A 13,088-nucleotide genomic window follows, 5' to 3' on the forward strand; every position below is an offset into this window, starting at 1 on the left:
AACCCGTTATACCTCTCGATGATCCGCCGTTGGCTTCTTTAACAACTTACGCTGTAGAGTACGCCGATGCATCCCTAGCTGACGGGCGGTCGCAGATACATTGCCGCTGTTGGCATTAAGCACCTGCTGGATATGTTCCCACTCCAAACGTTTCGGTGACAATGGCTCCTCTGTCAATGGCTCCATCTCATTATCGACCGCTGTTGTTGATAACGCATTGAGCAAAGTTTGCGTATCGACAGGCTTGGCCAAATAGTTATCGGCACCGAGGCGAATGGCCTCTACGGCTGTAGCAATGCTGGCATAGCCCGTAAGTAATACCATCACGACATCTGGAAGTAACTGCCTGAGCGGCGAGATGAGTTTTAGGCCATTTTCTTGGGCTAACTTCATATCTAATAGCACGTGAGTTGGGCGAAACTGCCGTGCTAACAACAGTCCCTGAGTCGCATCGTGACACTGCTGACACTCAAATCCTTGTTTAGTCATGCGCCTGACAAGTACACTCGCTAAAGCGGTATCATCCTCAATAATGAGTAGTTTTTTAGTCATGACACTCTCCATTGGCGTCGTTATGCCAAACAGGGAAACACACTTCGGCAACCGTGCCGCCCTCTTTCGCAGCCCCCAGAAGTAACCGTCCACCTAGACGTTCGACGCTAGCATTACTGAGTAGCAGCGCCATCCCCATACCACGCTCACTCTCAACAAGTTTATGTCCTAGCTGTAGTAACATCTTTTTAGGGATCCCAACGCCAAAGTCTCTCACAGAGATACACAGACGATTCTTCTCTGTTGCAGCCATAACCGATACCACCACCTTAGCCTCGCCGATATGAGCTAGGCTCGCGCTCCCCGCATTTTCAACTAAAGCCAACAGAGCCGGAAGCAGGCTGGCATCAGTCTTGATAGCACGCGGCTGTGCAGCTTCTTGCTGATTATTTTCAACATGAATGAGTTCTAAGTTAATCTCAGGCATCAAGAGTAAGACCTGTTGCTTAAGGGTTTCCAGCAGTTCATCGGCGGTTAGTAGGCTTTGCTTCTGCTCGCGAATCGACTCGGTGGCCATGCGCAGAGCGTTTAGCGTCTGTTCGCAACGCACCAGCGCCGTATTCATCTCCAACAAGATCTCACTATCACTGACGCTATCTTCGACCGCCTCATCCACCAGCAAGCGTAAGCTAGCTAAAGGCGTGGCCATCTGATGCGCCATCTGCGCCGACGCCGTACCCAACGCCAGTAACCTTTCTTGGCGCAACTGCGCCTCACGCATATAACTGAGTTCAACCTCTTGCTTGCGCATTCGCTGGGCAATATAGGCCACACTGGTAGTCAGCACTAACGCCGAGATCAAAAAGTTAAACCACATCCCCAAATAGTGGGAGCTCATATCCATACCATGGTGCTTCATCTGGCTCTCGGGCACCGAAAATATCATCACGCTATAGGCAAAGGTCGACAATAGCGCTAACGCCCAAGGCGCCCACTGAGGCAGAACAACTGCGGCAATCGCAATCGGCAATAACAGCAGTGAGATAAAGGCATTGGTCGCCCCACCAGTAAAGTAGAGCCAGGAGATCCAAAACAGGGTATCGATAAGCAAGACAATGAAAAAGCCATTCTCCAAGCGAGCAATTGAACTACGGTGCCAGAAGGTAAAGCCTAAATAGAGTGCCTCTAAGCTCATGCCCCAATAAAGCACTGGACTGGTAAGCGATAAGCCAAAAGTATCGGCGGCGAAAAAGGTTAATCCAATCTTGAGTAGCAGTGCGCCAAATCGGAGTAAGGCTAGCTGATCGGTCGCCCCGAGATTGCGTATGGGTAAGTTTTTAAAACCAAGGTTTATCATCGTTATTGTTCTTTTGGTATTTGCCGCTAGTGAAATTAGCTTGTTACATTATCAACGGTTAAGTAAGCAGCCGCACAGGGAGAGTCCTGTAGCGCTCTTTTAAATCCAATCTTGAAAGGTACCTTGCTTTCAATCCCTAAACTGACAAGCCGCTCACAGCTTAAGCTACTGTCTTTTGGACGTTTTGCGCTATCTGTGGGAGAGGTCACAGGAATAAGGTGCCCGGTGGCTAGCCCCAGCACCTCAGCCATCGCCAGCAACATCTGATACTTGGTCATCGTCTCTTTTGCACTGAAGTGGTAATGGCCCGCTAAGGTCTCGCCAGCTAGTTTAAGAGTCACAATTTTCGCGATGGCCGCAGCCACATCGGCGGTAGAAGTGGGGCTTCTAATTGCCCAGTTATCGACAGGCTGTTCCGCCGTATCGGCTAACTGCTCTAACAGCACCATGACTGCTGACTCATTTAACGACTCCACTTCCCCATAGAGGATCGGCAGGCGCAAAATAGCAAAACCTTGCTGTGCATCGCTAACAATCTGCTCCCCCTGCAGCTTAGATTGACCGTAGAAATTAACCGGATTGGGCTCGGCATCTTCTCGATAAGGTGACTGACAGCCATCGAACACATAATCGGTCGAGATATATAACAGCCATGCGCCATATTGACTGGCAGCCCGAGTTAAAAACTGTGTGGCATCGCTGTTAAGCGCCAATGCGCCTTGGGGATCTTGCTCCGACACATCCGGCCTACGTTCGGCCGCGCAGTGCAAGATAATATCCGGCTTATGCATTGCGACAAAAGCGCTCACCTGCGCCGCTTGAGTTAAGTCTAGCCTCTCTATACTAGGGCTCGTTCGACTGTATCCGCAGGCGATTATCTGATGCTCGATACTTTGAGCCAACTGTTTTATCAGCGCCCGCCCTAACAGCCCCGTTGCGCCTGTGACCATAATCTTCGCCATCTTCTTCATCCATTGAACCCTGAGATCTGGCCATCCATCTTAAGGGGTTTTCATCCTGTTAGCACTGGTTTACTCTTGCTACAGATAACTTTTCATTGAAAGACTATATCGATGCCATCTGCAAGCTCCATTCCGCTAATTATTGCCGGCCCAAGCCTACGTCACTGCGATCAGCAGCACTTCACCTTATGGTTTGTCTGTAAGCAGCCGCTGTCGACTTTGCGCTTGGCATTAGTTGGCGCCGATTTTGACCGGGAGCTAAGCCGAGATGAGGTTCACTGTATTCCACTGGGTAAGCATGCATTTCAGTATCTGATCCGTGTCAACCAAGAGCAGTTATTACCCAAAGATGTCGCGCTCGCCTATCGACTATTTGATAGCGAGCAAGGTGAGCTCTTTCATCAAATCGATGAGTTACATTACCCAGACGAACAGGCCTGCAGATTTATCATCAAGCCCCAAATCGATAAACTGATGCATGGCTCGTGTCGTAACGCCCATCATCACAGCAGCGATGCCTTAGTCGCCGCCGATACCCAATTGATGCAAAGCAACGATATTACGGAGCGCCCGGCACTACTGATGATGAGTGGCGATCAGGTCTATGTCGATGACATCGCGGGGCCCATGCTGTACGCCATTGGCCAAGTCATCCAGCTTTTAGGGTTACATCAAGAGCAATTCATCGATGCCCCGTTAATCGATAGCAGTCAAATTAGCTACCAGCCTGCCGCCATGTATCGACGTCACGTACATCTGCTGCCTAAGACTCAATATAAGGCGAAGACGGCCATCAAGGCTTGGTATATCAACCACCCGATCTTTACCTCATCACTCGCAGAGAACCACCTCATCAGCCTCAATGAGATGGTGGCACTTTATCTACTTTACTGGTCACCCGAGCTATGGGAGCGGATTGATATCCCTAAAGAAGTTGTGGGGCTTAGCAAGACACTCACTCAGAGGTGGCAAAAGGAGTGGACAGAGCTACTGGCATTTAAGAGTGGCCTAAAGCAGGTTCGTCGATTGATGGCACATATCCCCACTTACATGATCTTCGATGATCACGACATTACCGATGACTGGAATCTCACCGCAAGATGGGAGCAAGCCGCGTACGGACACGCCTTCTCAAAACGCATCATAGGAAATGCACTCATCGCTTACACCCTCTTCCAAGGATTAGGGAACGCACCGAGTCGCTTCGATGCCGAAATCACTCCTAAGCTTGATGCCTTTCTTAAAAGCCCGACCACCGGTGACCAAGATGCACTCATCGACACACTGCTTAGCTTCGAGCATTGGCATTACAGCCTGCAAACCTCGCCTAAGCTCTTGGTGCTCGATACCCGAACTCGGCGCTGGCGCAGTGAATCAAACCTGGCTAAACCTTCGGGGCTGATGGACTGGGAAGCCCTGATGGAATTTCAGGCCGAACTCGTTAACCAACCCAATGTGATCATCGTCTCTCCCGCACCTATCTACGGGGTAAAGCTGATAGAAACCGTGCAACGTATGGCGACGCTATGTGGTGGCTCTTTACTGGTCGATGCCGAAAACTGGATGGCCCACCCCGGCACGGCTAACACCTTACTCAGCATCTTCCAGCACAGAAAGACGCCGGAGCAGTTCATCATCTTATCAGGAGATGTACACTACTCCTTTAGCTATGATGTGGGGATTCGCTTTCGTCATGGCGGACCGCAGATCTATCAGATCACCTGTAGCGGCTTCAAGAATCAATTTCCGGAAAAGCTACTGCCGATTTTCGATAAGTTTAACGGCTGGCTCTATGGTCACTTCTCACCACTTAACTTTTTCACTAAGCGTAAGCGTATGTCGATCCGTGGCCGCAGGCCCAATGGTGAGCGTAGCAAGCGTTTAGTCAATCAAAGTGGTATCGGCATAGTGGAGATAGCAGCCGATGGTGCGCCAACCAAGATAGGCGTGCTGCATTCAGACATGAGCGAAACCGAGTTTTTACCGCCGAGGCATTAGGTCATAGAACATAGATTCTAGGATAAACAGGTTCGAGGTGCTAGGTAAAAGCAGAGACTAGGAAGAGCTGGTTCGAGGTGCTAGGTAAAAGCTAAGATGTGACAGCCGATAAAGGCTAAGACGGAAAAGCCAAGACTAAAAGATAAAAGCTGAATGCCGTCTTTTGGCTGTATAGCAGGACGCAGTCCGCTCTAGCCGCGAAGCGCCCTAGAAACGAGCATGCGAGTGCTCTAGATTCTAGAAACAAACTAAGACGGTAAGAGCCGGAAAGAAGCCGAGAAAGCAAAAACGGAAAAGCAAAAGCTAAAAGATAAAAGCTGAATGCCGTCTGAGATCGCACTATAGCAATCGGACTTCATCCCGTAAGTTAAATCCGTCGCAACTCACATCGACACACTCTTGAGTGATTGGATCGGTGAAGCATAAACGCTGCGCCATCAGCTTCAGTGGCTTTGCAAAATCATCTGGCGCTTTATCGAGTAACTCAGGATAGAGTCTGTCATTTAAAAGCGGCATGCCTAGGCTCATCATATGCACCCTTAGTTGATGGGTTCTTCCGGTCACTGGCGCTAACTCAAACAGCCCATAACCGTTATGCACCTCTATTAAGCGGATCTTAGAGTGGCTATTGGCTTCGCCATCACTTATACACATCAAGAAACTGGGAACGGTTTTCTGCAAACGATTTTTAACCGTCCACGCCATAGGAAGCGTCAATGTGTCTTTGGCTATCATCGCCTTAAGTTCACTATTTAATGGTGCTATCGCTTGATAAGTCTTACGGGTCTGGCCACTCTTAAACAGCTCATGATAATCATGACGAGTGGCGCTATTTAGGCTAAGTAACATCACGCCCGCGGTGGCTCTGTCCAAGCGGTGCGCCGCAACAATCTCCTGATTACCCGTCTTAATCCGCAGCCTGTTGACCAAGCACTCATTGACGAAGTTACCGCTCGGATTCACTGCCAGAAAGTGAGGCTTGAAGACCAACATAAACTCACTGGCCTGCCGCAAGATCTTCTCCTCAAAGGGAATTATCGACTCCTGCTCGACCTCGCGGTAATAGTAGACCCGCTCACGGGGGATAAAGGCGGTCTCTAGAGTAATAGGCGTGCCATCTCGCCAATGCACTTTGCCATCAAGAATACGGGTTTGCCACACGCTTTTCGCTATCGCAGGAAACTTACTCACAAGAAAGCTAAACACGGTCGGTTTATCGGTTACCGTATCCGGTAACACCACATAGGAGGCTTGGGCAGCGCGAACAGAGGAACTCATAAGACTCAAACAATAAAAGTGTGCAAAACAAAGTGGCGCTACTTTAACAAAACTCAGCCTAAGAGTGTTGATTATCTCTAGCGTGGGACTTAATCAACTCGAGTACGAAGTTCATGGTTTTATGGCAATTAGGCTGATTGAGCAAACGTAACTTATCTTGATTATACAAGGGTAACACCTCTAACCAGCGCTGGCTCACCCAAGAGGCATCTTCAAGGTGTACATCGTTCTCATAGAGGCCAAACAGCTCGGGGTTAACCTCATAAAACTGCTGCAGTGCGGCACTGATAAGCTCAAACTCCCCATAAATAGGCTCCTGTTGCCAATTGCTACAAGGCAAGACTCGGCAGATCCATGTGCCATCTTTACGCTCGGCCGCAGAAAGGATCTTAACCCTTTGCTTACCTTCGAGTATGATCCCTAATGAGTCATCATCGAGTTGATTAAAATCAATCACCTCACATTGAGTCGCAGTATCATAGCAGGGCGGGGTACTATTGGGCTTACTCATGCCAAATACCAACGGATAGTGTCCCTTAAGGGACTCGGCAATCATCTTCATACAGCGAGGAGCTATCACGCGGATCTCGACCCGCCCTCCAGGTAACAATAGAGCGTCGTGCGCTAGTAATGCCATCTCTTTAGTCTGCATAATAACCTCCCCCTCGAATAGGTAGGTCACATCATTTTTAAAGTCGCGAATAATGCTTAAAGTGTAGCAGCTGAACAAATTTCAGCCAGCACGCCTCAGCTCGCGACACCTACTAAATAGACAGGGAAACAGACGGTTTTATTACCCCTTTAGAGCATAGAGCTATAGCCTTTCTAAGTGCTCATGGAACACATTTTTATCAATAATTTCAGCTAAATCATCGGCTAAAACCTGACTCTTCGCCGCCGCTTTACGCCAATATTTAATTCTCGAGTCACTGTCTAAGCGCTTGAAATCCTCTCGGTCTGGTAGCTTGCCATAGGGCAGGCTCTGCAAGTAGCCATCGGTTGGCGCCAGAATAAGTGCATTATCGTAATTATCTCTAGCTAGGCGCCAAGAGAGTGACTTATCGAACCAGCCCGGCGACATCTTAGGGTAAAAATGCGGGTACAAGGTCAAACCTTGGCTATGGTTGAGTGGCAGATCGAAATGGTAGTCGGTGATCCCGCCATCATAATAATGCCCCTTAGGCGCACCATGGATCCGCTTTACCGGGGCTAGCACCCAAGGGATAGAGCCAGTCGCCAATAACACTTGGTGAATATTACTCTGTGACAGCGAATAAAACTGACTCGGTAGATCCCTAAGCCCAGCAAAGGGGGAGGAGTGTTGCTCGACACCAAAGATACAACGCTTAAAATGCCAAGATAGGCTCTTACGGCTGACGAGGTTTGTCATCGCCGCCGTCGCTAATCCAAGGGCCAGCGGCGCTTGTCCACCGAGGCGATTAATATGTCGAGCCTGACAGGCAATGTAGTGGCTATTGATCTGGGAATGACTGACTATCTCATCTGCGCCAGAGCTGCCCAGCAAGCCTTCGATAATATCGGTCACCTGCTGCGAGACTTCTATCGCTGTCGGCTTGGTATCATAGCGCTGACCGATATAGAGCTCCTCTAAACGATCATAAGCGGCTCCCGGCTCTGCCTGAGCAAGACATGCGAGTCGCCATGCCCCAGATGAGGCGCCAAGGGTATGCAGCGGTTGCTTCATGTCTTTAAAAAACTCGGTAAACAGGTAACGGTCAAGCCCTGCTATGCCAATCCACTTAGGCCCACCGGAGGCTGCAAGCAGCTGTGAAAACAGCTCAGGTTTGAAGCCATTTTCACTGAGCGTTTGATAGGCCTTAGGCCCAGCAATCAATCGTAACGAAGCCACATTCATCCTTAAAGTTAAATTACTTTCGTGCTCTAATCTACGCTTACCCTAAACTCGTTACTCGATAGACGCAACTCGGAAGTCTGCTCGATAGTAGCCAAAAGCTTAAATGTACGTTCGACGTAAAAGAGAGCGAATTTAAAGTGAACTCTTGTATCGCCTAAGGCCAGTTAAGGCTACACTTCGCTTCTTAAATGACAGGCGTTTCAGCCTGGCTTTGTCTAACTAATTTTAATGGTCAACTTTGACCTATTGTGAGCAAACATCATGATTGTTGATACTTTAGCGAACCGCCAAATCTACACTGCGATCAATCCACGCATTGCTAAAGCCCTCGAACACCTCGCTACTACAGATTTCAGTCAGCTTGAAGTCGGCAAGTATGAGCTAGAAGGCAAAGATCTGTTCGTCATCGTTAACGATTACCAGACTAAGCCTAAAGAGCTAGAGCCGTTTGAAGTTCACCAGCAGTATATCGATGTGCAGTATGTGGTGAGTGGTGAAGAGGAGTTCGGTTATCTGCCTTTGGCTAACCAGACACCGTCGAAGGCCTACAACAGCGAACATGACTACGCCAACTTTGATTATGAATCTAATAAAGGTGATGCCGCCTTTATCCCACTGAAGGCTGGCATGTTTGCGCTGTTCTTCCCAGATGATATCCATATGCCAGGTACTGGCGATAACGCTAGCCAAGTGCGTAAAGTGGTGATTAAGGTCAAAGTCTAAGTATTAAGGCTAACTATCTGTTCTGCCTCTTGAACTTATGCCTTAAGACTCACTCTTATACAAATTGATATTGAGTACAGAAAAGGAAACCCAGATGCGCTTTATTTTATTGCTAACTAGCTTGCTTAGCCCCATGGCGTTTGCAGCCATTACACCGGAAGCTTTACAGCAAATTAAAGCTGTGCAGTTTAGTAGCGATAAAGTAATAACTGCAGGCTTGCCAACCGAGCCTCAATTCAAAGTACTTAAAGAATCAGGTGTAGAGCTAGTGATTAACTTAATCCCAAAAGATAATCCTACTGCTTATGCCAATGAAGCAGAGCTGGTTAAACAAGCTGGCATGGACTACGCGCAAATTGATGTGGACTGGAAACAGCCTACTCTTGCAAATGTTCAGCAGTTTTTTGCCATAATGGACGCTAACCAAGACAAACAAATTTTAGTGCATTGCGCAGCCAATTATCGAGCGTCTGCCTTTTATTATCTGTATCAGTTAAAACGCGGCCAGAGTGATTCAGAGGCTTACCAACAGCAAGTCATGGCGCCATGGGGACAGCTTTCAAAAAGCTTAAAAGAGTACCCTCAATGGCAGGCTCTTATTGATCAAGTTAAGTCTGACTTAGCCAAATAGCGCTTGGTTTACCAAGCTGACAGACCTAATTCTAAAAAGCGCCTATCTAGGCGTTTTTTTATCTTGGTTGGCATTAATTCTCCCTCCTTTCCCCATGGCAACTGCCTAAATTAAGATTAACTTAGCTCTAGCTAACCAGAATCCCAGCCACTGAAAAACGTGATCTTGATCATTATCCTCAAGCTGCTAATATAGCCAACTCGAATTAGTTATACCCAAAAAGAATATAGTTTTCATTGTACATAAAATAACAATAAAGAGCCTTACGCCATGAATAACCACAATGAATTGACCCAGGTTTACCTAGATGCAAATGCAACCACTCCCGTGTTACCTGAAGCCGCTGCCGCCGCACTATCGGCCATGGAAACCCTATTTGGTAATCCAAGCAGCAGTCATATCACCGGCCTGAAAGCGAAAGATTTAATGGAACAAACTCGCCAACGGGCACACAGCTTGCTTGGCGTCGGTGAGGGAAAACTCATTTTTACCAGTGGTGCAACCGAAGGGATCCAGACCGCAATCCTTTCGGCGTTACTCGCAGCGAAGAAACGGCTCCAACCGGGGCAAACTTATAAGGCTCTCTATGGCGCAACAGAGCATAAAGCCGTACCAGAATCTCTTAAACATTGGTTAACGGTGTTAGATATTCCGGCTGAGATCATGGCAATCCCGGTCGATCAATTTGGTCTTTTAGATAATGATTTTATTGCGCAACACGCACCCAACGCATTGATGATCTGCACCATGGCGGTGAATAATGAAACGGGCGTATTTCAAGATCTTCAACAGTTAGAGCAGAGTATTCGCCATGCAAACCCCAATATTTTCTGGATGGTCGACTGTGTGCAAGCTCTGGGGAAAACCGCGCTAAATCTACAACAAACAACGATCGATTATGCCCCCTTCAGTGGTCACAAACTCTACGCCCCAAAGGGGATCGGTTTTGTTTATATTCGTGATGGTGCGCCCTTCACGCCCTTTATTGCTGGAGGCGGACAAGAAAGCGGTCTTCGCTCAGGTACCGAAAATCTACCAGGAATGGCGGCGCTCAATGTCATTTTTAAGATGCTACTTTGCCCCCAAGGCTCTGCCTTTAGCGACAGCCAAACGTTACAGGCTTATCGCCAGCAAATTGCCAACACCCTAACTGAGTGCTTCCCTCGTATCGTATTTAATAACAGCTTTGAACACAGTGTACCAACTACGATTAACTTTGCCGTGCCGAGTTTTAGCAGCAAAGAGATCATGGATCTGTTCGATGCCGCTAATATTCGCGTAAGCTCGGGCTCAGCCTGCAGCTCTAAAGTCACCCGCAGTTTTGTGCTCGACGCCATGGGCTTACCAACTTGGCAGAGCGAATCGGCGATTAGAATGTCATTTGGGCCCGCTATAACCCAGGCCGATGTTGACCTTGCTTGTGAGCGGATTAAAACCGCATCACAAGCACTAACTCAAAGCTGCATGCTGTTGGATCACGCTCGCGCTCTCGATGACAAAACGCCGCTAGATGGCTTGTTGCAACTTAGCGCAGGCGCGAGCTGCACTTGGGTCTATGTCGATAACAACAGCAAGCAAGCCTTGATTATCGATCCGCTACCAGAGTTACAACATAGACTCGATACACTACTTCAATGCCAGCAACTCGAAGTAAAAGCGATTATCGATACTCACGGACACGCAGACCATGTCTCGGGGCGTGAAGTATTAGCTAACCGCTACTTAGTCGAGCAAGATAGTGATATTTTGGGCTGGCCCTATCAAACTCAAACTGTTGAGCATTTAGGCGTTCAATATGAATCGATTGAGATTGGCTCACTGCAATTAGTCAAGGTGCCGACTCCGGGCCATACAGCTGACAGCATTAGTCTGCTCCTGTGTGAAAAGCCATTAGAAAATAAGACATTGTCACAAAGAACTAAATTTGCCTTCTGTGGTGACACCATATTGATGGGCAGCCTGGGACGTACTAATTTCGACTCAAGCTCAAGCGAGGCACTATTTGATAGCCTTAAGTTACTAAGCCGCATCATCAGCGCTGATACACTTATCTGTGCCAGCCATGATTACAACCATGAATTCACCACCAACCTGCAGGCAGAAATGACCCGTAATGCTTTATTGAATGCCGTCGTTAACGAACAGGTATCATTAGCAGACTTCATTGCTCGCAAGACGCAACTCGACAGTCACCTTAATGATGAAGTCGGCACCGAGATCATGTGTGGTGCCTATGTAGCGAGCTGCGATAAGTCAGCAATCAACGAATATGATGCAGAGGGCTTGGCCGCCGCGATAAACAGCCAAGATGAGGTGCAGCTAATCGACATTCGTGAGCCTCATGAATATGCCTTAAATCACTCTCTAAACTCGAGTCAGAATGTGCCTTTAACTCGCCTAGTGCAGTTTATCCATGAGCAGCAATACCAGAAAGATAAGCCTTGGGTACTGGTTTGCCGCAGTGGTAGTCGCTCTATGGTCGCCGCCCAAGCCATGCACCGATTAGGCTTTTCACAAATTTCTCATCTAAAAGGTGGCTATGCGTTAAGCCATTAATGGGCCCCACTCTTCTGCACACAAACCCAAGCCGCCGATGAACCACTATTGGCGGCTTGCTTCTTTAAACTCTACTTTGCTGCCATTACTTTGCCGCAAGCATCCGCGCACACTGCTCAGGTTTAACCTTAGCTTTTTTCTTTTTTGGCTTACTAGCAGGCTTGTTAGCTTTAACTTGTGCCAACTGAGTTTGAGTCAACTGTCGCTTCCACCAGCCAAGTTCATTACAACCATTACCGGCAGGAATCTTCGCCTGTTCACGGCAAAACTCACTCCCTTCAGGGCAGCGTAGCCTCACATGCATATGGTAAGTGTGTCCCCACCAAGGGCGTACCTTTTTAAGCCAGCCATCATTGTCTAACTCTAAATCACACAAGTGCTGCTTAATCACAGGGCTAACAAAAATGCGGGCTACTCGGCTATCTTCTGCTGCGAGTTTGACCATTTGCGTCTGTAACGTCGACCATAATTGAGTGTCGAGTGTAAATTGCTTCTTATCAACGGGATCTATCGCTAAAGGTTGTGCTAGCTCTGCAGTGGTTAACGGCTTACTCGCCCGCTGAAACCAAACATCCACATCCAGCCCAGTCTGATGACTGCTATGGCCTTGGGTAAAGTTGCCTCCCCTTGGCATCGACATATCGGCAATCAAAATGTCGTCAGCGCCAAGGCGATTTAGGCTCGAGGAATATTGCTCGATGAACTCGATAAGCTCTGGGTGGCCATAGTATCGCTGCCGCTGAGGACGGATAACCTGATAGCCGTTACCGTTTAACGGTAGGGCCTCAGCCCCTTTTAGGCAGCCATTAGCATAACTGCCGATAGCGCTGGCTTGACTGGCATAGGGAGTATCGGCTGCCTCCCATAGATTAGCTATCGCTGCCGAGGAGGCCAGTAAGTTTAAACCCAAAAATACCAGCGTCCGCCGTAAGCTCATCCACAACTTACTCGCCAACATAATCACCTCAAAATTCGCTTTTAAGATTATCCATAAAGATAGCTGAGATTTACGATGATGAGAAACCGAGTCGCTGGGGTTAGTCGAGAAGTTACAGGGAGAAAAAAAGGGGGAAGTTAAAGCAAAATGGATGCATTAAAAATGCGGAGCGCTCCTGCTCCGCGTACTAAATAAGCTAGCCATGCTAGGTAGGTTGTTCATTAAGATGGTTAGGCATAACCGCAAACTGGATTTCAGCTCGCGCCTTAATAAACAGA

General features: G+C 48.2%; 11 protein-coding genes. 4 read left to right on the forward strand and 7 right to left on the reverse strand.

Annotation, left to right across the window (positions count from 1 at the left end):
- Positions 1-6: 6 nt before the first annotated feature.
- The 3 genes from L1D44_RS00655 to L1D44_RS00665 are packed head-to-tail and all read right to left on the reverse strand — an operon-like array spanning position 7 to position 2,811.
- On the reverse strand, positions 7-552 hold the full coding sequence (locus tag L1D44_RS00655) for a response regulator transcription factor (RefSeq protein ID WP_202723197.1): 546 nt from the start codon (positions 550-552) through the stop codon (positions 7-9).
- Positions 545-1,849, reverse strand: coding sequence for a HAMP domain-containing sensor histidine kinase (locus L1D44_RS00660; protein ID WP_239888335.1), 1,305 nt, complete (start codon positions 1,847-1,849; stop codon positions 545-547). The genes L1D44_RS00655 and L1D44_RS00660 overlap by 8 nt, the downstream gene beginning before the upstream one ends.
- A 35-nt stretch (positions 1,850-1,884) precedes the next feature.
- On the reverse strand, positions 1,885-2,811 hold the full coding sequence (locus tag L1D44_RS00665) for an SDR family oxidoreductase (protein ID WP_239888337.1): 927 nt from the start codon (positions 2,809-2,811) through the stop codon (positions 1,885-1,887).
- Positions 2,812-2,922: 111 nt separating this feature from the next.
- On the opposite strand from L1D44_RS00665, the gene L1D44_RS00670 reads away from it, so the two are divergent.
- Positions 2,923-4,809, forward strand: a complete 1,887-nt coding sequence (locus L1D44_RS00670) for an alkaline phosphatase family protein (RefSeq protein WP_239888338.1) — start codon at positions 2,923-2,925, stop codon at positions 4,807-4,809.
- Positions 4,810-5,148: 339 nt separating this feature from the next.
- Here L1D44_RS00670 and L1D44_RS00675 read toward each other — a convergent pair whose 3' ends face one another.
- The 3 genes from L1D44_RS00675 to L1D44_RS00685 all read right to left on the reverse strand — a co-directional run bounded on the left by L1D44_RS00675 (position 5,149) and on the right by L1D44_RS00685 (position 7,957).
- On the reverse strand, positions 5,149-6,087 hold the full coding sequence (locus L1D44_RS00675) for a pseudouridine synthase (protein WP_239888339.1): 939 nt from the start codon (positions 6,085-6,087) through the stop codon (positions 5,149-5,151).
- Between the two features lie 58 nt (positions 6,088-6,145).
- Entirely contained in the window at positions 6,146-6,739 is a 594-nt protein-coding gene (locus L1D44_RS00680; protein ID WP_239888341.1) for an LON peptidase substrate-binding domain-containing protein, read from the reverse strand.
- A gap of 162 nt (positions 6,740-6,901) precedes the next feature.
- Positions 6,902-7,957 (reverse strand): alpha/beta hydrolase, encoded by a 1,056-nt coding sequence (locus L1D44_RS00685; protein WP_239888343.1) that lies wholly within the window; start codon positions 7,955-7,957, stop codon positions 6,902-6,904.
- A gap of 267 nt (positions 7,958-8,224) precedes the next feature.
- Between L1D44_RS00685 and L1D44_RS00690 the strand changes: the two genes are divergently transcribed.
- From L1D44_RS00690 to L1D44_RS00700, 3 genes are all read left to right on the forward strand, one after another.
- Positions 8,225-8,686 (forward strand): YhcH/YjgK/YiaL family protein, encoded by a 462-nt coding sequence (locus tag L1D44_RS00690; RefSeq protein WP_239888345.1) that lies wholly within the window; start codon positions 8,225-8,227, stop codon positions 8,684-8,686.
- Between the two features lie 94 nt (positions 8,687-8,780).
- A complete protein-coding gene (locus L1D44_RS00695; protein ID WP_239888346.1) occupies positions 8,781-9,317 on the forward strand; it encodes a protein tyrosine phosphatase family protein in 537 nt (178 codons plus the stop codon).
- Between the two features lie 270 nt (positions 9,318-9,587).
- Positions 9,588-11,873 carry an aminotransferase class V-fold PLP-dependent enzyme gene (locus L1D44_RS00700; RefSeq protein WP_239888348.1) on the forward strand — a complete coding sequence of 762 codons (2,286 nt, stop codon included), beginning with the start codon at positions 9,588-9,590 and terminating at the stop codon, positions 11,871-11,873.
- Positions 11,874-11,958: 85 nt separating this feature from the next.
- Here the strand turns inward: L1D44_RS00700 and mepA are convergent, their stop codons facing one another.
- On the reverse strand, positions 11,959-12,831 hold the full coding sequence (gene mepA, locus L1D44_RS00705) for a penicillin-insensitive murein endopeptidase (protein WP_239888349.1): 873 nt from the start codon (positions 12,829-12,831) through the stop codon (positions 11,959-11,961).
- Positions 12,832-13,088 lie beyond the last annotated feature (257 nt).

The organism is Shewanella sp. Isolate13 (assembly GCF_022398325.1).
GTDB lineage: Bacteria > Pseudomonadota > Gammaproteobacteria > Enterobacterales > Shewanellaceae > Shewanella.